General features: G+C 70.4%; 16 protein-coding genes. 6 read left to right on the forward strand and 10 right to left on the reverse strand.

Going from position 1 to position 20631, the window contains the following annotated elements; genetic code table 11:
* Positions 1-93: 93 nt before the first annotated feature.
* From F3J18_RS27115 to F3J18_RS27130, 4 genes are all read right to left on the reverse strand, one after another.
* Positions 94-1779, reverse strand: a complete 1686-nt coding sequence (locus F3J18_RS27115; RefSeq protein ID WP_166915216.1) for an ATP-dependent DNA ligase — start codon at positions 1777-1779, stop codon at positions 94-96.
* Positions 1776-2921 carry a ligase-associated DNA damage response exonuclease gene (locus tag F3J18_RS27120; protein ID WP_166915218.1) on the reverse strand — a complete coding sequence of 382 codons (1146 nt, stop codon included), beginning with the start codon at positions 2919-2921 and terminating at the stop codon, positions 1776-1778. Before F3J18_RS27120 ends, F3J18_RS27115 begins: the two co-directional genes overlap by 4 nt.
* Before the next feature lie 402 nt (positions 2922-3323).
* Entirely contained in the window at positions 3324-4217 is an 894-nt protein-coding gene (locus F3J18_RS27125) for a hypothetical protein (protein ID WP_166915220.1), read from the reverse strand.
* A 146-nt stretch (positions 4218-4363) separates the two neighbouring features.
* Entirely contained in the window at positions 4364-5149 is a 786-nt protein-coding gene (locus F3J18_RS27130) for an MBL fold metallo-hydrolase (RefSeq protein ID WP_036037615.1), read from the reverse strand.
* A 79-nt stretch (positions 5150-5228) separates the two neighbouring features.
* Here F3J18_RS27130 and F3J18_RS27135 point away from each other — a divergent pair, with 79 nt between their 5' ends.
* Positions 5229-6113: a LysR family transcriptional regulator gene (locus F3J18_RS27135; protein WP_166915222.1), complete on the forward strand. Its 885-nt coding sequence runs from the start codon at positions 5229-5231 to the stop codon at positions 6111-6113.
* A gap of 214 nt (positions 6114-6327) precedes the next feature.
* Here F3J18_RS27135 and F3J18_RS27140 read toward each other — a convergent pair whose 3' ends face one another.
* A complete protein-coding gene (locus F3J18_RS27140) occupies positions 6328-6594 on the reverse strand; it encodes a hypothetical protein (RefSeq protein ID WP_013696982.1) in 267 nt (88 codons plus the stop codon).
* 161 nt (positions 6595-6755) lie between these two features.
* Complete coding sequence (locus F3J18_RS27145) at positions 6756-7838, reverse strand: substrate-binding domain-containing protein (protein ID WP_025100599.1); 1083 nt, start codon at positions 7836-7838, stop codon at positions 6756-6758.
* 128 nt (positions 7839-7966) lie between these two features.
* Here F3J18_RS27145 and F3J18_RS27150 point away from each other — a divergent pair, with 128 nt between their 5' ends.
* From F3J18_RS27150 to F3J18_RS27165, 4 genes are read left to right on the forward strand one after another with little or no spacing between them, the layout of a single operon-like run.
* Positions 7967-8437 carry an NAD(P)H-dependent oxidoreductase subunit E gene (locus F3J18_RS27150; protein WP_017921565.1) on the forward strand — a complete coding sequence of 157 codons (471 nt, stop codon included), beginning with the start codon at positions 7967-7969 and terminating at the stop codon, positions 8435-8437.
* The gene (locus F3J18_RS27155; RefSeq protein ID WP_166915224.1) at positions 8434-10008 is read left to right on the forward strand and encodes a formate dehydrogenase beta subunit; all 1575 of its coding nucleotides are present in this window, start codon (positions 8434-8436) and stop codon (positions 10006-10008) included. The genes F3J18_RS27150 and F3J18_RS27155 overlap by 4 nt, the downstream gene beginning before the upstream one ends.
* A gap of 13 nt (positions 10009-10021) precedes the next feature.
* Complete coding sequence (gene fdhF, locus F3J18_RS27160) at positions 10022-12970, forward strand: formate dehydrogenase subunit alpha (RefSeq protein ID WP_025100596.1); 2949 nt, start codon at positions 10022-10024, stop codon at positions 12968-12970.
* A gap of 13 nt (positions 12971-12983) precedes the next feature.
* Positions 12984-13238 (forward strand): formate dehydrogenase subunit delta, encoded by a 255-nt coding sequence (locus F3J18_RS27165; protein ID WP_025100595.1) that lies wholly within the window; start codon positions 12984-12986, stop codon positions 13236-13238.
* 109 nt (positions 13239-13347) lie between these two features.
* On the opposite strand, the gene F3J18_RS27170 is transcribed toward F3J18_RS27165, so the two are convergent.
* Positions 13348-15063, reverse strand: a complete 1716-nt coding sequence (locus tag F3J18_RS27170; protein ID WP_166915226.1) for an FAD-dependent monooxygenase — start codon at positions 15061-15063, stop codon at positions 13348-13350.
* A gap of 131 nt (positions 15064-15194) precedes the next feature.
* Between F3J18_RS27170 and F3J18_RS27175 the strand changes: the two genes are divergently transcribed.
* Positions 15195-17033: a tetratricopeptide repeat protein gene (locus F3J18_RS27175; RefSeq protein WP_166915228.1), complete on the forward strand. Its 1839-nt coding sequence runs from the start codon at positions 15195-15197 to the stop codon at positions 17031-17033.
* 110 nt (positions 17034-17143) lie between these two features.
* Here F3J18_RS27175 and F3J18_RS27180 read toward each other — a convergent pair whose 3' ends face one another.
* From F3J18_RS27180 to F3J18_RS27190, 3 genes are all read right to left on the reverse strand, one after another.
* Positions 17144-18442: an MFS transporter gene (locus tag F3J18_RS27180; RefSeq protein WP_025100592.1), complete on the reverse strand. Its 1299-nt coding sequence runs from the start codon at positions 18440-18442 to the stop codon at positions 17144-17146.
* 250 nt (positions 18443-18692) lie between these two features.
* Entirely contained in the window at positions 18693-19415 is a 723-nt protein-coding gene (locus F3J18_RS27185; protein WP_152554491.1) for a DUF2968 domain-containing protein, read from the reverse strand.
* Between the two features lie 233 nt (positions 19416-19648).
* The coding region (locus tag F3J18_RS27190) for a type 1 glutamine amidotransferase (RefSeq protein WP_166915230.1) at positions 19649-20631 on the reverse strand (983 nt) is incomplete at its 5' end.

Raw genomic sequence — 20631 nt, forward strand, 5'->3', positions numbered from 1 at the left:
TTGCCGGGCCGTCGGCGGGATCGGCGTCGACACCATCGTCGAGCGCCCCTGCCTCGCGCCGATCGCGCCGTCGCGCCGCCGGCCGCGCCGCGCTCATGCCGGCGCCTCGTCCAGGAAGCCCTTCAGCATCGCCAGCGTGTCCGCGTCCTCGATCGATTTGTCGGTGCGCCAGCGCAGCATGCGCGGGAAACGCACCGCGATTCCCGATTTGTGCCGCGGGCTGGCCTGGATGCCCTCGAAACCGATCTCGAACACCAGGCTCGGCGTCACGCTGCGCACCGGGCCGAACTTCTCGATCGTGGTACGCCGCACGATGGCGTCGACCTGGCGCATCTCCTCGTCGGTCAGCCCCGAATACGCCTTGGCGAACGGCACCAGGGTGCGCACGCCGTCCACCTCGTCCCACACCGCGAAGGTGAAGTCCGTGTACAGGCTCGCGCGCCGGCCATGGCCGCGCTGCGCGTACAACAGCACCGCGTCGATCGCGTAGGGATCGATCTTCCACTTCCACCAGGTACCAGCGGCCTTGGTGCGCCCGACGCCGTACATCGAGGCACGCTGCTTCAGCATCAGTCCCTCGACGCCGCGCGCGCGGCTCTGCTCGCGCAGTGCCGCCAGCGCCGGCCAGTCCGCCGCCTCGACCAGCGGCGAGACGCGCAGCACCACGCCGGCCTCGCCGGCCGGCAAGGCTTCGGCCAGCGCCTCCAGCCGCGCGCGACGCCGCGCGAGCGGTTCGGTGCGCAGGTCGCGGCCGCCCTCCTCGAGCAGGTCGTAGGCGCGCAACGCGGCCGGCGAATCGGCGAGCACGCGCTTGCTGAGCGACTTGCGCGTGATGCGCGGCTGCAGCCTCGCGAACGGCAGCGGCGTGTCGGCTCCCGGCTCCCAGGCAAGGATTTCGCCGTCGACCACGGTGCCGTCGGGCAAGGCCTCGCCGAGCGCCGCCAGCTCCGGAAAGCGCTCGGTCAGCAGGTCCTCGCCGCGCGACCAGATCCACACGCGCCCGGCGCGCTTCACCAGTTGCGCGCGAATGCCATCCCATTTCCATTCCACCAGCCAGTCGCCGATCGGGCCGAGCGTGGCCGGATCGGCCTGCAACGGATGCGCCAGGAAGAACGGATAGGGCAGCCCGAGATCGCTCTCGTGCATGGCGGCGGTGGCGGCAGTGACGGCGCCGGCATCGCCCTGCGGCTCGGCCGCGATCAGCCGCAGATAGCGCGCGGCGTCGGGCGCCTGGCGGGAATCGGTCCAGCCGACCATGCGCTGCGCGATGCGCTTGTGATCGACGCCCGCGACGGCCGCCAGCGCGCGCACCACCAGTTGACGCGACACGCCGACGCGAAATCCGCCGCCGATCAGCTTGGTCAGCAGGAAACGCTCGCTCCAGTCCAGCTCGTCCCAGTAGCCGACCAGGCGCTCGCGCAGGACCTCGGGCTCGCTGCCGCGCAGCGTCAGCACGCGCGTCTCGATCCATTGCGCGAGGCCCAATGACGAGGCGCGCGTGGCGGGCGGCAGCACGTGCGCGATGGTCTCGGCCAGGTCGCCGACCGCCTGGTACGACTCCTCGAACAGCCAGTCGGGCAGCCCGGCGCGATCGCGCGCGCATTGCGCGAGCAGGCGGGTCGGCACCGACTGGCGCGGCTTGCCGCCGGCGAGGAAATAGGAGGCCCAGGCGGCGTCCTCGGGTTCGGTCGCCGAGAAATAGGCGACCAGCGCCTCGAGCTTCACCTGGGTCGAGGTGGTCGCATCAAGCGCCGCATACAGGGCCGCGAATCGTTTCATCGTCGGGGCTCCGCGCTCTCGTGCTCGCCGGCGTCCGGGGTCGACGGCGGCGTCCGCCGCGAGGGCGACGTATCGGATGCCGCGCCCACCGCCGCGCTCGGCGCGGCATCCGACGCCGCCTCCGGCGCGGGTGCGCCTTCATCGGCCTCGTCGCCGTACTCGGTCGCGAACGCGCCCGCCTGCTTGCCGTGTTCATTGAGCCAGCGCACCATCGGCTCGACCTGTCCATGCGTGACGATCACGCGAGCGGCGCCCGTCGCGTCGATCGCCTGCAGCAGCCCCGGCCAATCCGCGTGATCCGAGAGCACGAAGCCGCGATCGACGCCGCGCCGGCGTCGCGTGCCGCGCAAGCGCATCCAGCCGGAGGCGAAGGCATCGCTGTAGTCGCCGAAACGGCGCATCCAGGCGCTGCCCTGCGCTGACGGCGGCGCGATGATCAGCGCGCCGCGAAACGCGGCCTTGTCGCGCGCGGGCACCTCGGCGACCAGGCGCGTATCGGGCAGATCGACGCCCGCCTCCCGGTACGCGCGATTGAGCGGTTCGACCGCGCCGTGGCAGAAGATCGGGCCAATGCCGCGATCGATGCCGGCCAGCACGCGCTGCGCCTTGCCGAACGCATAGCAGAACAGCACCGAGGCCCGGCCTTCGGCCGCGTTGTGGCGCCACCACGCGTCGATGCCGGCGAGGATCGTCGCGGTCGGCTCCCAGCGATAGATCGGCAGGCCGAAGGTGGACTCGGTGATGAAGGTGTCGCAGCGCACCGGCTCGAACGGCGCGCAGGTCGGATCCGGCTCCAGCTTGTAGTCGCCCGAAGCGACCCAGACCCGGCCGGCATGCTCGACGCGCACCTGCGCCGAGCCCAGCACATGGCCGGCGGGATGCAGCGACACGCGTGCATCGCCGAGCGCGATCGCTTCGCCATACGGCAGGGCCTGCACCTGAGCCTGCGGCAGCCGCGAGCGCAGCACGCCGACACCGGGCCGGGCGGCGAGATATCGGCCATGCCCGGGGCGCGCGTGGTCGGCATGCGCATGCGTGATCACGGCGCGCTCGACCGTGCGCCAGGGGTCGATGTAAAAATCGCCGGCCGGGCAGTACAGGCCCTCGGGGCGGGCGACGATCAGGTCGGAGGATGAATCCACGCCACTCCCTTCGTCGGGTTGCGGGGACGGCAGGCGCGAATCGGGCGCAACGGGCCCAGGCATGGGCCGGAGGCGCCGTCCGGCGGTGCTGCCGCTTGCGGTTCACGGGCCCGGTGCGCCGGCGCCGCCGCACCGCCTGGGTGGGCAGCGCGGACGCGACGGTTTCGGACACGCTCATCATGCCTTAGCCAGATGCATGCCCGCCGCGCTCGGGTTCGACCGCGGCACGCGGATCGGGGCGCCATCGGCCAAACCGTCGACGAGGGCACCGCGCGGCCACCGTCGAGCCGCCTCGCGCGTCGCGGCCCGGATCGAAGCGCCTGGCCGGAAAAAGAAAACCCCGCCGGGCACGCCGGCGGGGTCGAGAAACGCGGCCGGCCGGTTCGCCGGCGCAGGCTGCCGTCAGGATGCGTCGGACAGCACGATGTTCGCGGTCTTGCTGGGGTCGCCCGCCAGGCCCATCGAGGCGGCATCGTCGGTCGAATACGCATAGGCGTGGATCGCATCGCCGTCGCCGGCGCTCTTGCCGTCCGACAGCGTGACCGTCATGTTGGTCGCGTTGCCGCCGAAATCCTTGTTGCCGTCCACCTTGCTGATATCGGGATTGCCGGCACCGCCGGGCTGGCCGTTGTCGGCGCCGCCGTCCTCGTACAGCACCTCGTCGGGATGCGTGTTGCCGCTCGCGTCCGACGGCGAGATCCGCACGCCGATATCGCCCGAGCCGGCCACGAAGGTCCCCGTCTGCCCCGGCTGCAGCGTGATGGTCCCCTTGTTCTGTCCCTGCACCGAATAGGTGAAGGACTCGGGGCGATTCGTGTCGTTGGTGACGTTGAAGGTCTTGTCGTTGCCGGTGCCGGTGTTCACCACCTTCACCGAATCGGGGCTCACGCCGTTGCTGGCGGCCGCTTGCGGCACGCCGCCGGCATTATTGCCGAGCCCTGCAGCGCCGGGGGCGGGACCGCCGCCGGACGCGCTCGCATCGGCGCCGGCCGGCGCTGCTGCCGCGGCAGACGGGGTCGCCGTGGCAGGCGTCGCGGCCGCCGGCGCACCGCCGCCGCCCGCCGCGCCCGAAGGATCGGCGGCGAGCTGCGGGAACGAACCGGGCGAACCGCCACCACCCGCGCCCGATGCCCCGCCGACCTTGTTGTCGTCATCGGAGCTCATCCGCGCCAGCAGCTGGTGGATGGCGTTGTCGAGCTGCTGCAGCAACTGGATCAACTGGCTTTGCGCGCCGTTGGCGCCGCCGAGCGCGTCGATGCCGTTGCTGCCATTCACGTTGCCGATCGCAAGGGACATGTCGAACCCCGGGGAAGGTGAGATTCACCAAGCCTAAAGGCGAGCAGCTCGGCGAGGCCGTGCCGGCGGAAACGATGTACGCCGATCCGAAGCAGGCGATGAAAATTCGCGCCGCGCGACCTCCCGACGTGCAAGGGGCCGGATCCTCACTCGCCGCGTTCGCCAATCCGCAAGGGCTGGCCCCGCTCCAGCGCGGTGAGGCGCCCGCCCGCGCCGAGCTTGGCGAAGCTGTCCTCGAGCTGGGCCTGGGTCTCCTTGAGATGCACCCAGCCTTCGTTGTGGACGGCGACCAGCCGCGCCTCGGGAAACGCCTGCGCCGCCTCGAGCGCATCCTCGCTGCCCATCGTCATGTGGAAACGCCCGCGAGGCTCGGCCGCCCCCGTGAACAGCACCACCACGCGCGGCGAGCAGCGCCGCGCGACTTCCGCCGTGCCCTGATACCAGACGGTGTCGCCCGTCACGTAGACCAGGTCGCCCGGCTCATCGATGCCGAGCGCGAAGCCGATCACGTCGCCCGAATACGGCTCGATGCCGACCGGCCCGTGGCGCGCCGGGGTCGCCGTGACCAGCAGGCGCCGGCCGTCGCGCGTCGGCAGCGTGCGCGTCTCGAAGGGCGCGAGACCGAGCGCATTGCCGCCCAGCCGCCGCGCCCCGGCCTGCGTCGTGTAGACCAGCGGCACGCGCGGCAGCATGGCGCGGCCGGCATGGTCGAGATTGTCGAAATGGTGGTCGTGGCTGAGCAGCACCGCGTCGAGCGCACCGATCTCCTCGACCGACAAGGCCGGCCCGGTGGTCTTCTCGAAGCGAACCGGCTGCTCCTGGTAGAGCCCGGGCGGATCGAAGGTCGGATCGGTCAGCAGGCGCATGCCGTCGTATTCGATCAGCACCGTCGGGCCGCCGATCAGCGTCAGGGTCAGGTCTGGAGCCTTCATCGCGGGTTTCCTGTTCGGTTGGTGGAGGAAGCCATGCTAGGCTGCCGTTCCATGTTCGAAAATTCCCCAACTCTCGACAATGGCTGATCAAATTCGTACAACGCCCGACTGGGAAGACATCCGCGTGTTCGTCGCGCTGGCGCGTCACGGCAGCCTGTCGGCGGCGGCACGAGCCCTGTCGGTGTCGCATGCCACCATCTCGCGGCGCATCCAGTCGCTCGAACAGGCGCTGGGCGAACGGCTGGTCGAGCGCCGCCCCGACGGCTACGTGCTGACGCCGGCCGGCACCCGCACGCTCGGCTCGGCCAGCGAGATGGAAGCCGCCGCCGCGCAACTGGGCCGCGGCGGCCCCGACGACAGCCCGCGCGGCCTGGTGCGGATCAACGCGCCGCCCAGCCTGGCCCAGCACTTCCTGATCGCGCGGCTGGCGACGCTGACCGCCCGTCATCCCTCGCTCGATATCGATCTCGCCTCGGACTTCCGGGTGGTCAGCCTGGAGCGGCGCGAAACCGACATCGCGCTGCGCTTCGGGCGGCCCGAGGACGGCGACGTGCTGGCCCGCTGCGTTGCGATCCTGGGCTACGGGCTGTTCGCCGCGCCGTCGCTGGCTGCCGGGCTCGCGGCCGGCGGCGCGCCGGTGTTCGTCGGCTTCGACGAGGCCAATGCGCACCTGCCGGAGGCGGCCTGGCTCGCCCGGCATTTCCCGAAGGCCCGGCTGGCGCTGCGCGGCGGCAGCTACCTGGCACAGGCCAGCGCGGCCGGCGCGGGCGCGGGCGTCGCCCTGCTGCCGAATTTCATCGGCCGCGCCGATCCGGCGCTGGTGCCGTGCCGGCTGGCCCATGCGCCGCCGGCACGCGAGATCTGGCTGCTGACGCGGCGCGAGGCCCGCAAGGACCTGCCGACGCGAACCGTCGCCGATCATCTCGGGGAAGTGTTCGCGGACGCGGCCGGCGAGCTGGCCTGAGCCGGACGCAGGCAGCCGTGCCCCATCGTGAATCAGGCAAGAATGGGGAATTAACGTGGAAAATTAATGCGGGGAACCCGCGGGAAGACGAACGCGGGGAAAGGACAAACAGACGGGAAGATCGAGCAAGACGCCGGCGGCGGCGCCTTCCTCCTTGCGCGAGATGCGCGCGGCCCGCAAGGGGCCGTGCCTCGATCCGACAGTGACGGCGGGATCAGTTGTCCTGCGGACACTGCAGGTTGCAGCCGTCCGGATCGCCCAGGTCGCCCTTCTTACGGGCTTCCGTGCGCTTGCCGGTCTGGTACTTCTTCGACGGCGCCGAGGCCGCGAACTGCATCTGCGGATGCTCGTTGAACTTGAACTGGTCGGTCAGGATGCCGCCCGGCACGCCCGGCGCATTCTGCGCGAAGGACACCGAGGCGACGGCGGACAGCACGCCGACCGTGAGGCCCACGGCGGCAAGATTGGCGAGGAGTTTCATGACGTCTGGCGCCGTGTCGCGGCGCGATGGCTGGAATTGTTGGCTAAACGAAAAGCGTAGCGCAAATGCGCGCCGCTTGCATTGGCCACGGCTTGCCTCGCGTTACCGGCGGTTTCGGGGGACAGGCGAATTCCCGTCCCCCTGACGCTCTCTCGCCCCGCTCAAACCGCCGTGATGCCCGACAGGCCGTCCGCCACCGACAGCAGCGTGCCGCAGGCGGCGGGATCGTAGCCGTCGAGCCCCGCCACCGTCTCTCGATAGGGTTCGTCGCGCAGCAGCGACAGCGCGCCCGCCAGCGGCGGTTCGCCGAGCCGCCCCTGCTCGCAGGCGAAGTAATAGTCCTCGTCGACCACCGGGATGAAGGCCAGCCCGAAGTGATGCGCGGCCGGCTCGACGCCGAAGCCCAGATCGGCCATCCCGCTGGCCACGAAGGCCGCGATCGCCGAATGGGTCAGCTCGGCCGAGGCATAACCGTTGATCCGCTCGGGATCGACGCCGATCTCGCGCAACGCCAGGTCGAGCAGCATGCGCGTGCCGGAACCGGGCTGGCGGTTGACGAAGCGCACGTCCTCGCGCGCCAGGTCGGCCAGCCCCACCACGCCCTTGGGATTGCCGCGCGGGATGAACAGGCCCTGTTTGCGCCGCGTCAGGTGGATCAGCACGTGGCGCGTGTCGTCGAGCCAGGGCCGGTAGATCTGCGCGCAATTGGCGCGGAACGCGCCGCGCGGCAGGTGGAAGCCCGCCATGTCGCATTCGCCGCGCGCCAATGCCTTCACGGCCTCCACGCTCTCGCGGTACTTGATGTCGACCTGGGCATGCCCGTCCACCAGGGCCGACACCAGGGCCGCCACCGCGTAGCCGTGCGAGGCGTGGATCCGCAGCGCGCCGGGATGCTGGGTCAGCCGGCGGTTCAGCTCGCTGGCCACCTCGGCCGCCAGCGCCCGCAGATTGCCGCCCAGCCGCTCGCCCACCAGCCGCTGCGCGCCGATCACGGCCGCGCCCAGCTCCGAGAGCGAGGTGCCCTTGCCGCGCGCGGTCTCGATCAGCGCGCCGCCGACGCAGGCTTCCAGCGCCCGCAGCAGGCCCCAGGCGTGCCGGTAGGACAGCCCCTTGGCCTCCGCGGCCTGCGCGATGCTGCCGGTGGTCGCGACCAGCTCGAGCAACGGCACCACATCGGACAGGCTCGCCGTGCGCCCTTCGCTGTCGCGCACGATCAGATGTGCGTCGCATTCGACTCGAATCATTTATGCAGCCTCATTTCTTATTGCGACCTGAATTCTAACGGCTTATCGTCTTCAACACTCGATCAAACAGCAGTGTCAGTGCCCGGTTATATGCAGTAGCCGTGCATATAGACCTGGAGGAGCTCAGGATGTCCCCATCCCCCGTTTCAGCGGACGCGCTGGTATCCCGCCACGCGCGCGCCGATCAATCGCTGGTCGCGATCCTGCACGCGATCCAGGACGAAGCCGGCTACGTGCCCGAGGGCTGCGTGCCCTTGTTGGCCAAGACCTTGAACCTGTCGCGCGCCGAAGTCCATGGCGTGTTGACCTACTACCACCACTTCCGCACCACCCCGCCCGCGCGCGTGACGATCCAGCTGTGCCGCGCCGAAGCCTGCCGCAGCCTCGGCGGCGAAGCGCTGGTCGAGCACGCGCAGGCGCGCACCGGCTGCCGCATCGACCAGGGCGCGCAAGGCGATGTCGAACTGGAATCGGTCTACTGCCTCGGCTTCTGCGCGCAGTCCCCATCCGCGATGATCAATGGTGAACCTCACGCGCGCATGACAGCGGCGCGTTTCGATGCGCTGCTCGCCGCGGCCGATCTCAAGGAGCCCGCATGAGCCAGGCCGCAGTCCGCATTTACGTCCCCCGCGATTCGGCCGCGCTGGCCGTCGGCGCCGAGGCGCTGGCGCGTGCCATCACGGCCGAGGCCGCCGCGCGCGGCCTGGCGATCGAGCTGGTCCGCAATGGCTCGCGCGGCCTGCTCTGGCTGGAGCCGCTGGTCGAGGTGGCCACGCCGGCCGGCCGCGTCGGCTACGCGAATCTCGACGCGGCCCAGGTCGGCGCGCTGTTCGACGCCGGCTGGCTCGAGGGCGGCGAACACCCGTCGCGCGTCGGCCTGGTCGATGAACTGCCCTACCTGAAGAAGCAGCAGCGGCTGACCTTCGCGCGCATCGGCATCACCGATCCGCTGTCGATCGACGACTACCTCGCGCACGGCGGCCTGGAAGGGCTGCGCCGCGCGCTCACGCTGGACGGCGCCGCGGCCTGCGAGGAACTGATCGAATCGGGCCTGCGCGGACGCGGCGGCGCCGCGTTCCCGGCCGGCATCAAGTGGCGCACCGTGCGCCAGGCGCAGGCGACGCAGAAGTACGTGGTCTGCAATGCCGACGAGGGCGACTCGGGCACCTTCTCCGACCGCCTGGTCATGGAGAGCGATCCCTACTGCCTGATCGAAGGCATGATCATCGCCGGCGTGGTGACGGGCGCCACGCAAGGCCATATCTACGTGCGCAGCGAATACCCGCATGCGATCGCCGCGCTGAACCAGGCGATCGAGCGCGCCCGCGCGGCCGGCTGGCTCGGCGCCGACGTGCTCGGCTCGGGCCGCGCCTTCGAGCTGTTCGTCGCCAAGGGCGCCGGCGCCTATGTCTGCGGCGAGGAAACGGCCCTGCTCGAATCGCTGGAAGGCAAGCGCGGCGTGGTGCGCGCCAAGCCGCCGCTGCCCGCGCTGCAGGGCCTGCACGGCCAGCCCACCGTGATCAACAACGTCATCACGCTGGCCACCGCGCCGATCATCTTCGCGCGCGGCGCCCAGTTCTACCGCGACTACGGCATGGGCCGCTCGCGCGGCACCCTGCCGTTCCAGCTGGCGGGCAACATCCGCCAGGGCGGCCTGGTCGAGCTCGCGTTCGGCGTCACGCTGCGCGAGCTGCTGTTCGAGTTCGGCGGCGGCACCGCCAGCGGCCGGCCGGCGCGCGCCGCCCAGGTGGGCGGCCCGCTCGGCACCTACCTGCCGGACAGCCAGTGGGACATCCCGCTCGACTACGAGGCCTATGCCGCGGTCGGCGCGGTGGTCGGGCACGGCGGCATCGTGCTGCACGACGACAGCTCCAACCTCGCCGAGCTCGCCGAATACGCAATGCAGTTCTGCGTGCACGAGTCCTGCGGCAAGTGCACCCCGTGCCGGATCGGTTCGACGCGCGGCGTCGAGACCATCGCCCGGATCCGCGCCGGCGACACCTCCGAGCGGCAGGTGCACCTGCTGCGCGACCTCTGCGACACCATGATGGCCGGCTCGCTGTGCGCGATGGGCGGCATGACGCCGTACCCGGTGCTCTCAGCGCTCGACCACTTCCCGGAAGATTTCGGACTCGGCGGCGCCCATGCGGCAGCCAAAGCCGCGGCCTGACAGGAGACAAGCGATGTCCACCCAAGCATTCGATTCCTCGCGCGCCGGCGGCTGCGGCTCCGGCAACTGCGCCTGCAAGAGCGCCGCGCAAGCGCGACGCGATCCCTTCGACGACACCGACTACGGCACCCCGTTCCGCCACGCCGACACCGACGTCACGCTCGAGATCGACGGCCAGTCGGTGACCGTGCCGGCCGGCACCTCGGTGATGCGCGCGGCGGTGGAAGCCGGCGTGCACGTGCCCAAGCTGTGCGCCACCGATTCGCTCGAACCCTTCGGCTCGTGCCGGCTGTGCCTGGTCGAGATCGAGGGCAGGCGCGGCACGCCGGCCTCCTGCACCACGCCGGTCGAAGCCGGCATGAAGGTGCGCACCCAGAGCGATCGGCTGCAGGGCCTGCGCCGCAACGTGATGGAGCTCTACATCTCCGATCACCCGCTCGACTGCCTGACCTGCCCCGCCAACGGCGATTGCGAGCTGCAGGACATGGCCGGCGTGGTCGGCCTGCGCGAGGTGCGCTACGGCTTCGAGGGCGACAACCACCTGAAGGCGAAGAAGGACGAGTCGAACCCCTACTTCAGCTACGACCCGTCCAAGTGCATCGTCTGCAACCGCTGCGTGCGCGCCTGCGAGGAAACCCAGGGCACCTTCGCGCTGACGATCGCCGGGCGCGGCTTCGAATCGCGCGTGGCCGCCGGCGAGAGCGGCAGCTTCATGGAATCGGAATGCGTGTCCTGCGGCGCCTGCGTGGCGGCCTGCCCGACCGCGACGCTGCAGGAAAAGACCGTCAGCTTCATGGGCCAGGCCGAGCACTCGGTGATCACGACCTGCGCCTACTGCGGCGTGGGCTGCTCGTTCAAGGCCGAGATGAAGGGCTCGCAGGTGGTGCGCATGACGCCCCACAAGAACGGCCTGGCCAACGAGGGCCATGCCTGCGTGAAGGGCCGCTTCGCCTGGGGCTACGCCACCCACAAGGACCGCATCACCAAGCCGATGATCCGCGAGAAGATCACCGACCCGTGGCGCGAGGTGAGCTGGGACGAGGCACTGAACTACGCCGCCTCGCAGTTCCGCAAGCTGCAGGACAAGTACGGCCGCGACTCGATCGGCGGCATCACCTCCTCGCGCTGCACCAACGAGGAAACCTACCTGGTGCAGAAGCTGGTGCGCGCCGCGTTCGGCAACAACAACGTCGACACCTGCGCGCGCGTATGCCACTCGCCGACCGGTTACGGCCTCAAGACCACGCTCGGCGAATCGGCCGGCACCCAGACCTTCGCCTCGGTCGCGAAGGCCGACGTGATCGTGGTGATCGGCGCGAACCCCACCGACGGCCACCCGGTGTTCGGCTCGCGCCTGAAGCGCCGCGTGCGCGAAGGCGCCAAGCTGGTGGTGATCGACCCGCGCCGCATCGACATCGTCGACAGCGCGCACGTGAAGGCCGCGCATCACCTGCAACTGCGCCCCGGCACCAATGTCGCGATGATCAATTCGCTGGCCCACGTGATCGTCACCGAGGGGCTGCTCGACGAGGCCTTCATCGCCGAGCGCTGCGAGACGCGCGCCTTCGACGAATGGCGCGCCTTCGCCGCGCGCGAGGAGAACTCGCCCGAGGCCAACCAGGCGATCACCGGCGTGCCGGCCGAGCAGGTGCGGCTGGCCGCGCGGCTCTACGCGAACGGCGGCAACGCGGCGATCTACTACGGGCTCGGCGTGACCGAGCACGCGCAGGGCTCGACCATGGTGATGGGCATCGCCAACCTAGCCATGGCCACCGGCAACGTCGGCCGCGAAGGCGTGGGCGTCAACCCGCTGCGCGGCCAGAACAACGTGCAGGGCTCCTGCGACATGGGCTCGTTCCCGCACGAGCTGCCCGGCTACCGCCATATCAGCGACACCACGGTGCGCGCGCAGTTCGAGGCGGCCTGGCAGGCGACGCTGCAGCCCGAACCGGGCCTGCGCATCCCGAACATGTTCGACGCGGCGCTCGACGGCAGCTTCAAGGGCCTCTACTGCCAGGGCGAGGACATCGTCCAGTCGGATCCGAACACGCAGCATGTGGCGGCCGCGCTGTCCTCGATGGAATGCATCGTGGTGCAGGACATCTTCCTGAACGAGACCGCCAAGTACGCGCACGTGCTGCTGCCGGGCTCGACCTTCCTCGAGAAGGACGGCACCTTCACCAACGCCGAGCGCCGCATCTCGCGCGTGCGCCGCGTGATGCCGCCGCTGGCCGGCTACGCCGACTGGGAAGTCACGCTGCTGCTGTCGAAGGCGCTCGGCTACGAGATGCAGTACTCGCATCCGTCCGAGATCATGGACGAGATCGCCGCGCTCACACCGACCTTCTCGGGCGTCTCCTACGAGAAGCTCGACCAGCTCGGCAGCATCCAGTGGCCGTGCAACGAGGCGGCCCCGGAAGGCACGCCGACCATGCACATCGACGGCTTCGTGCGCGGCAAGGGCCGCTTCGTGATCACGCAGTTCGTGGCCTCGCCGGAGAAGGTCAACGCGCGTTATCCGCTGATCCTGACCACCGGCCGGATCCTCTCGCAGTACAACGTCGGCGCGCAGACGCGCCGCACCGAGAACGTCCACTGGCACGACGAGGACCGGCTCGAGATCCATCCGCACGATGCCGAGGAGCGCGGCATCCATACCGGCGACTGGGTCGGCATCGAGTCGCGCGCGGGGCAGACGGTGCTGCGCGCGCTGGTGTCGGACCGCATGCAGCCGGGCGTGGTCTACACCACCTTCCACTTCCCGGAATCGGGCGCCAACGTGATCACCACCGACAGCTCGGACTGGGCCACCAACTGCCCCGAGTACAAGGTCACGGCGGTGCAGGTGCTGCCGGTCACGCAGCCGTCCGAATGGCAGCAGAAGTATTCGCGCTTCAACACCGAGCAGATCGGCCTGCTGCAGCAACGCGAAACGGCCGTGCCGGCCGGTTCGGGCAAGTGAGGAGGCGCGCGACATGAAGGTCGAACACCTGGTCACGATGGCCAACCAGATCGGCACCTTCTTCGCCTCGATGCCCGATCGCGGCGAGGCGGTGAACGGCGTCGCCGATCACATCAAGCGCTTCTGGGAGCCGCGCATGCGCCGCACCCTGCTCGCGGTGCTCGACGAGCCCGAGGGCGAGGTGTTCCGCTCGCTCGAGCCGATCGTGCAGGAGGCGCTGCTCACGCATCGCGCGCTGCTCGAACCGGCGGCCTCGCCCGCCGTCTAGGCGGGCCGCGGCAGGCAGGCGGCGCGACTCGACGGGCCGCATACGACAAGGCGCCGACATGCGAGATGCATGTCGGCGCCTTTCTCTTTGGATCCGCCCGTTCCCGCCGTCACGCGCGCCGGTCGACCGCCGCGAACCAAGTCTCGCAATGCCTGAGCAGCGCGTTGGCATCCGACGCGGATCGGCCGCGCGCGGCCAGGTAACCGTCGGGCCGGATCAAATAGAAACAGGGCCGCGTATGACCATAGGCCTCGTCGAGCGGCGGTGCGCCATCCTCGTCGGTATCGATCACGCGCCAGGTGCGGATCGCGCCCGGCATCAGCCGGTCGAGCGCTTGCGCCAGGCGGCTGCCGTCCGGGTCGCCGGCCTGCCCGGCATCGCCCGCCTCGCCGGCCGGCCCCGCCTCGAGCAGCAGCAGCGTGAAGTGCGCGGGATCGTGCAGGTCGAACACCCGCGCCACGCCGGGCGCGCCGCCCAGGGGCCCGTCCAGCACCCGCAGCAGCGCGTCGGGCGCGCGTTCGCCCGCGCGCGGACCGCCGTCCAGCACGCGTTCGAGCGTCAGCGGGCTGCGCCGGTACTGCACCGCCAGTTCGCTGACCGAGCGGCGCAGCGCATCGCGCACCGGGCCCAGCGAGGCCAGCACCGGCACGACGTGCTCGCGCAGCAGCTTCAGCAGCCCGTGATCGGCCTCCACCACCTGGGTGATGAAGCTGGTCTGCCGCAGCACCTCGCGTTCGATCGGATGGCGCTCGGCGTGATAGGTGTCGAGCAGCCGCTCCGGCGCGCCGGCCGTCAGCACGCGCGCGAGTTTCCAGCCGAGGTTGAAGGCTTCCTGGATGCCCGTGTTCATGCCCTGCGCGCCGGCCGGGCTGTGCACGTGCGCGGCGTCGCCGGCGAACAGCACGCGGCCGATGCGCAGATGCTCGACCATGCGGCTGTGCAGATGGAAGTAGGACGACCAGCCCAGCTCGTCGATCGCCAGATGCGGATCGATGCGCTCGCGCACCAGCGCGCGACAGGTTTCGAGCGAGGGCGCCGCCTCGCTGCCTGCACCGCCCTCGCCGAGCTCGCCCGAAGCCCGTGTCGCGGGTGCCCCGTCGCCTTCGCGCTCCGCGGCTTGCGTGTTCCGCTGCGGCCGATCGGCGACGATCCGGTAGCGCCCCTGCCCCAGCGGCAGCATTCCCGCCAGGCCGTCGTGCGTCGCATGCAGGTGGATCTCGTCGTCGGGCCAGCCCGGCTCGGCCGCGACGTCGGCCAGCAGGAAGGTCTGCTCGAAGGCATGGCCGGCGAAGCTCGCGCCCAGCAGGTGCCGCAGCGTGCTGTGCGCGCCGTCGGCGGCGACCAGCCAGGACGGCGCCAGCGTTTCCTCGCGCCCGTCCTCGTGTTCCAGCAGCACGCGCAATGTCTCGCCCTCCTGGCGGCAGCGCGTGAGCTTGACGCCGCGCTCGATCAGGATGTCGAAGGAAGCGAGATGCTCGGTGAGGATGCGCTCGGTCTCGGTCTGCTCCAGCATCAGCAGATAGGGGTAGCGCGTCTGCAGCGGATCGAAATCGAGCTCGGCGATTCGACGCCCGGCCGATACCAGGTGCGCGACGCGCGCGCGATGCCCGAGCTCGAGGAAGGGCTCGACGATGCGGTGCTGTTCGAACAGCTCCAGCGTGCGCGCCTGGATCCCGATCGCGCGCGAATGCGGGGCCGGCCGGCGGGCCTGGTCGACGATGCGCACGGGCAGCTTGGCCCTCGCCAGCGACAGCGCGGCCGCCAGGCCGGTGGGCCCGGCGCCGACGATCAGCACCGGCGCGATATCCAGCGGGACGGCAAGCATCTCGACCTCCGCGATCCAGGACGGTCCCCAAGTCTACGCCCGCCGCCGCACGCGTTCCAGACGCACACGCGCAAATGGACGGGCCCGACGCGCGCTGTGGGAAAATGCGTCTTTCTCGCCAGTCTTGCGTCATGGAATCCGTTTTCGATCGCGCGTTCGCGGCGCATCGGGCAGGCCGCCTGGCCGATGCCGAGCGCGACTACCGCGCCGCGCTCGCGGCCAACCCGTCCGATGCCGATGCGCTGCATCTGTTCGGCGTGCTGCGTCATCAACAGGGGCAGAACCAGGAAGCGGCCGATCTGGTCGGCCGCGCGGTGGAGCTGCGCCCGAACGATGCCGCGCTGCACCTCAATCTCGGCAATGCGCTGAAGGCGCTGGGCCGGATCGACGACGCGATCGTGCGCTTTCGCAATGCGCTGACGCTGGCCCCCGACTTCCCGCTCGCGCACTACAACCTCGGCAATGCCTATGCCGCGCAGGAGCGTCACGAGGATGCGGTGGATGCCTTCGAGCGCGCACTGCGGCTCTCGCCCGGCGATGCCTCGATCCACAACAACCTCGGCAATGCGCTCAACGCGCTGGGCCGCCACGAGGCGGCCTTCGCCGCGTTCCGCCGCGCGCTGGCGCTGCGACCGGGCCATGCCGGCGCGCACAACAACCTCGGCATGGCGCTGGCCGCGCTCGGCCAGGCCGACGAGGCCGTCTCGCATTTCCAGGCGGCGATCGCCTCCGAGCCGCGCTTCGCGGCCGCGCATTTCAATCTCGGCAACACGCTCGACGCGGTGGGCCGCCACCAGGAAGCGGTGCAGGCCTTCGAGACGGTGCTGGGCCTGCACCCGGCCTTCCCGCTCGCGCTGCTCGGGCTCGGCAATGCGCTGGCCGCGCTCGGCCGCCATGCCCAGGCACGTGCGCGCTACGAGCGCGCGGTCGGCCTCGATCCCTCACTGGTACTAGCCTGGCTCAACCTCGGCACCGCCCATCACGCGCTCGGCGCGCACGAGCTGGCGCTGCGCGCCTTCGACCAGGCGCTGCGCCTGGCGCCCGACCACACGCTGGCGCGCATGCATCGCGCCGTCATCCTGCTGACGTTGCGCGACTTCCGGCGCGGCCTGCCCGAATACGAGGCGCGCCACGCGCTGCCGGGCGCGCCCGCGGCGGGCGAGCCGCGCTGGCATGGCGAGCCGATCGAAGCGCGCACGCTGCTGGTTCGTGCCGAACAGGGTTTCGGCGACACGCTGCAGTTCGCGCGCTTCGTGCCGCTGGCGCGCGAGCGCTGCGCGCGATTGGTGTTCGAGGTGCAGCCCGAGCTGCTGTCGCTGTTCGCGCCGCTGGCCAAGGCTTGGCGCGTCGGCGTCGTGGCGAGCGGGCAAGGCCGTCACGGCGCCGACCTCGGCTGCTCGCTGCTGAGCCTGCCCTTCGCGCTCGGCCTGGACTTCGACGAGATCCCCTCGCGCACGCCCTATCTGTCGGTGCCCGACCACGCGCGACGCCGCTTTCGCGGCTCGCTCGGCGGCCAGTCCAGGCGCAAGCTCGGCATCGTCTGGTCGGGGCGGCGGCAGGTGCAGGAGAATCGCGCCGCGCCGTTCGCCGCGCTCGCGCCGCTGTTCGAGATTCCCGGCGTCGACTGGATCGTGCTGCAGCCGGAGCTGTCGGCCGAGGATCGCGCCGCGCTCGCGACGCATCCGCAGCGCGCGCGCCTTCATCGCGCCGAAGGGCTCGATGATTTCGCCGCCACCGCCGCGCTGATCGACCGGCTCGACGGCGTGGTGGCGATCGACACGGCCGTCGCGCATTTGACGGGCGCGCTCGGCAAGCCGCTGTGGCTGATGCTGGCATTCGCCGCCGACTGGCGCTGGTTCACCGGCGAGGACAGCCCCTGGTATCCGCGCGCCGAGCTGTTCCGCCAGAGCGAGCCGGGTGCCTGGGATCCGGTGGTCGCCGCGGTGGCGGCGCGCATCCGGGCCGGTTAGAGCGGCGCATGCGGGCCGGCTTCATGCCGCCTGCCCGGCAAACGCAAAAGGGAGCGCCGAAGCGCTCCCTTTTTCTTGTGCCGCCGGCGCTGCCCGCGGCAGCGCCGTGCTCAGACCGCCTTGTATTGATTGCGCGATTCCGGCGTGCGATACAGCACCAGGGTCGCGATCAGGCCGCAGATCGCCGCCACGCCGAGCCACAGCCCGGGCGCCGCCTTGTTGTGGGTCTCGTGGATCAGCAGGGTCGAGATCGCCGGCGTGAAGCCGCCGATGGTGGTCGCCAGGCTGTAGGCCAGCGAGAAGCCGGCGGTGCGCACCTCGGCCGGCATCACCTCGGTGAGCGCCACCACCATCGCGCCGTTGTAGGAGCCGTACAGGAAGGACAGCCACAGCTCGACCAGCAGCAGGCGCAGGAAGGACGGCTCGGCCACCAGCCATTGCACGGCGGGATAGGCCGTCAGCAGGGTCAGCACGGTGAAGGTGATCAGCACCGGGCGGCGGCCGATGCGGTCCGAGATGCTGCCCCAGACCGGCAGCCAGACCAGGTTCGACAGGCCGACGCAGACCGTCACCACCAGCGCGTCGATCGAGGACAGGTGCAGTTCCTCCTTGCCGAAGGTCGGCGTATAGGCCGTGATCATGTAGAAGGACACGGTGGTCATGATCACCATGCCCATCCCGGCCAGCACCACGCCCCAGTTCTTCAGCATCGACTGCATGATCTCGCCCATGCTCGGGCGATGGCGGCGCGCCAGGAACTCGTCGGTTTCCTTCAGCGAACGGCGTACAAAAAACAGGAACGGCACGATCAGGCAGCCGATCAGGAACGGCACGCGCCAGCCCCAGCTCGTCATCTGCTCGACCGGCAGCACGCTGTGCAGCACCACGCCGACCAGCGCCGCGAACACCACCGCCACCTGCTGGCTGCCCGACTGCCAGGCGGTGTAGAAACCCTTGTTGCCCTTGGTGGCGATCTCGGACAGGTAGACCGACACGCCGCCCAGCTCGACCCCGGCCGAGAAACCCTGCAGCAGGCGCCCGAGCAGCACCAGGATCGGCGCGAGCATGCCGATGGTGCTGTAGCCGGGCACGACGGCCACCGCCAGCGTGCCGAGCGCCATCAGGCCCAGGGTCAGGATCAGGCCCTTGCGGCGGCCGTGGTGGTCGATATAGGCGCCCAGCACGATCGCGCCGACCGGCCGGATCAGGAAGCCCGCGCCGAACACCGACAGCGCCAGCATCAGCGAGGCGAACGCGTCGCCGCTCGGAAAGTAGGTCTTGGCGATGGCCGAGGCGTAATAGCCATAGACCATGAAGTCATACATTTCCAGGAAGTTGCCGCTGACCACGCGGAATACGGTCCTGGCCTTCGATTCCGACTGGACGGAGGTGTGGGTCGCTGTAGACATTGTGTTATCTCATCTGGCTTTCGCGCGAGGCTCGCGCAGCGTGTGGTGTCGCCGCACCGGGGCCGGCCGTCGGGCCGCCGACCGGCGCCCGCCGACTGTACCGCAGTGTCGCGCAATTCGCTGCGCCAAGGTATGCGGGGAAGTGATGAGAAGCGCGACGTTTCTTGCAAATCGATTACAGATCGAGCAAGAAGGCGGCTTGAGGAGAAAGGAAATTGTCAGGAAAGATGCGGGCGGGCGCCCGCATTCCTCATTTCGCGGCAGGCGACAGGCCGCGTTCGTTCTGCTGCTGGAGCTGCTGCACCTGCCGTTCGAGATCGCGCAACTGCAGCCGCGAGGCACGCTGCTCCACTTCGAGCGCCTGCGCCTGGTCCTGCGCGGCCTGCTGGCGGGCGTCGATCTCGCTGCGCTGCTGGCGCGCCAGGTCGAGGTCGGTCTGCAGGCGCTTGGCGTGATCCTCGGACAGGCCGATCACGCGCTCGAGGAAGGTTTTCTGCGCGGCCAGCTCGGTGCGGCGCAGCTCGATATCCGATAGCTGCACGGTCTGGTCGGCGAAGTTCTGGTAGACCATCTCCGCGCGCGGCCGCTCCTGCGATTTGACGACGCGCCAGAAATGCTTGTCCTGGAACAGCGCCACGTAATAGGTCATCTCGGGCGGATAGAACAGCAGGCTCGCGCCGTAGCTGCCGTTGTAGGTGGTGCGCATCTCCGTGAGGCGATGCTCGCGCAGCATGCCCATCAGCTCCGCGACATTGCCTTGCGCCTCGCCCGCCACCGGCGAGGACGAGGCGGCCGCGCCCTGGCCGTCGTCGGGCGTCAGGGTGGTCACGTCGGGGCGCGTGCCGGCCACCGGCGGCGCGGATTCCGGCACGGCCTGGGGCAGCTCGGCAGGCGCCTGCGCCGCCGTGTTATCGGCCGATGCGGCGCTCGCCGCGTCGGCCGCGCTGGCCACGCCGGCCGCCGACACGATCATGGCCAGCGCCAGCCACGATGCCGCGCGACCGAGGCCGGCGAGCTTGCTCCGCTTGTTCAAGCTGAGGCTCCTGATGGATGGGAAGACGCGCGATTATCGCCTGAAAACGCCAGGCGGCCGCCGGCAGAAACTGCAGGACGGCCGCCTGGCGCAAGATGCACGGCGCGACCGGGCGCGACTCGGTCGGGAACACACTTCGGCGCCGCGCCTCGCGACCGCGCTTCTGAGTCGCGTTAGAGCCGTGTCTCGCGCGCGGCCCGCAGGAAGGTGTCGAGCAGCGGCGTGCAGTCGAGCAGCTCGGCGCCGCCCGCGCGGTGGAACTCCGGATGCCACTGCACGCCCACCACGAAGGGCGCGCGGCGATAGCGGATGCCCTCGATGATGCCGTCCTCGGCCGACACCGCCTCGATATTGAGATCGCGGCCGAGATCGCGGATCGCCTGGTGGTGGATCGAGTTGACCAGGGCATCGCGACGGCCCGGGAACATGTTGGCCAGCGTCGAGTTGTCGGGGAAGCGAATCGCGTGGCGATGCTGGTCGTAATGCTCGCTGACGTGCACGCCCGCGGTCGGCACGTCGGTGGCGATGTCCTGGTAGAGCGAGCCGCCGAACGCGACGTTGATCAACTGGCAGCCGCGGCACACGCCGAGCACCGGCTTGCCCGACTCGACGAACTCGTGCAGCAGCTCGAGTTCGTACATGTCGCGCACGCGATCGCCGGGCCATTCCGGGCGCGCGTCCGAGGCCGCGTAGGTTTGCGGCGAGACGTCGGCGCCGCCCTGCAGCAGCAGCCCGTCCAGATGTTTCGCGTAGTCGCGCAGGCGGATGTTGCTCGGGTGCAGCATGCCCTGGTGGCCGACCGTCGGGATCATGAACACCAGCACGTCGCGCGACATCACCCAGTGCGCGATCGACTCCTCCAGGTATTGAAGCGTCTTGCCGCGCAGGCCGCTGGCACCGGGTTCGGGATGGAAGATGCGGGCCGACACGCCGATGCGCAGCGTGCGCTGCGTGATGCGCTGGCCGGCGCGATCAAACAGGCGCCGGGCGCGCGCCGCGATGATGCGGCCGAACACCGACCAGGGCGTATCGCTCTGCTTGAGGTAGGCGGGTGGTGCCGCCGGCTGCGCCGAGGCGGGCGGCGGACGGGCGGTCTCGAAGTCGGGCGCCGCGCCGAAGCCGGGCGGCGGCGCGCCGGGCCTGGTACCGGCCGGCT

Origin of the sequence: Burkholderia sp. Ax-1720 (assembly GCF_011753035.1) — a bacterium.
In the GTDB taxonomy this organism is placed as follows: domain Bacteria; phylum Pseudomonadota; class Gammaproteobacteria; order Burkholderiales; family Burkholderiaceae; genus Burkholderia; species Burkholderia gladioli.

Excerpts from the sequence above, each read along its gene's own strand:
- F3J18_RS27115 (WP_166915216.1), bottom strand. The coding sequence starts at position 1,779 with ATGAAACGATTCGCGGCCCTGTATGCGGCGCTTGATGCGACCACCTCG.
- F3J18_RS27125 (WP_166915220.1), bottom strand. The coding sequence starts at position 4,217 with ATGTCCCTTGCGATCGGCAACGTGAATGGCAGCAACGGCATCGACGCG.
- F3J18_RS27130 (WP_036037615.1), bottom strand. The coding sequence starts at position 5,149 with ATGAAGGCTCCAGACCTGACCCTGACGCTGATCGGCGGCCCGACGGTG.
- F3J18_RS27135 (WP_166915222.1), top strand. The coding sequence starts at position 5,229 with ATGGCTGATCAAATTCGTACAACGCCCGACTGGGAAGACATCCGCGTG.
- F3J18_RS27140 (WP_013696982.1), bottom strand. The coding sequence starts at position 6,594 with ATGAAACTCCTCGCCAATCTTGCCGCCGTGGGCCTCACGGTCGGCGTG.
- F3J18_RS27145 (WP_025100599.1), bottom strand. The coding sequence starts at position 7,838 with ATGATTCGAGTCGAATGCGACGCACATCTGATCGTGCGCGACAGCGAA.
- F3J18_RS27150 (WP_017921565.1), top strand. The coding sequence starts at position 7,967 with ATGTCCCCATCCCCCGTTTCAGCGGACGCGCTGGTATCCCGCCACGCG.
- F3J18_RS27155 (WP_166915224.1), top strand. The coding sequence starts at position 8,434 with ATGAGCCAGGCCGCAGTCCGCATTTACGTCCCCCGCGATTCGGCCGCG.
- fdhF (WP_025100596.1), top strand. The coding sequence starts at position 10,022 with ATGTCCACCCAAGCATTCGATTCCTCGCGCGCCGGCGGCTGCGGCTCC.
- F3J18_RS27165 (WP_025100595.1), top strand. The coding sequence starts at position 12,984 with ATGAAGGTCGAACACCTGGTCACGATGGCCAACCAGATCGGCACCTTC.
- F3J18_RS27170 (WP_166915226.1), bottom strand. The coding sequence starts at position 15,063 with ATGCTTGCCGTCCCGCTGGATATCGCGCCGGTGCTGATCGTCGGCGCC.
- F3J18_RS27175 (WP_166915228.1), top strand. The coding sequence starts at position 15,195 with ATGGAATCCGTTTTCGATCGCGCGTTCGCGGCGCATCGGGCAGGCCGC.
- F3J18_RS27180 (WP_025100592.1), bottom strand. The coding sequence starts at position 18,442 with ATGTCTACAGCGACCCACACCTCCGTCCAGTCGGAATCGAAGGCCAGG.
- F3J18_RS27185 (WP_152554491.1), bottom strand. The coding sequence starts at position 19,415 with ATGATCGTGTCGGCGGCCGGCGTGGCCAGCGCGGCCGACGCGGCGAGC.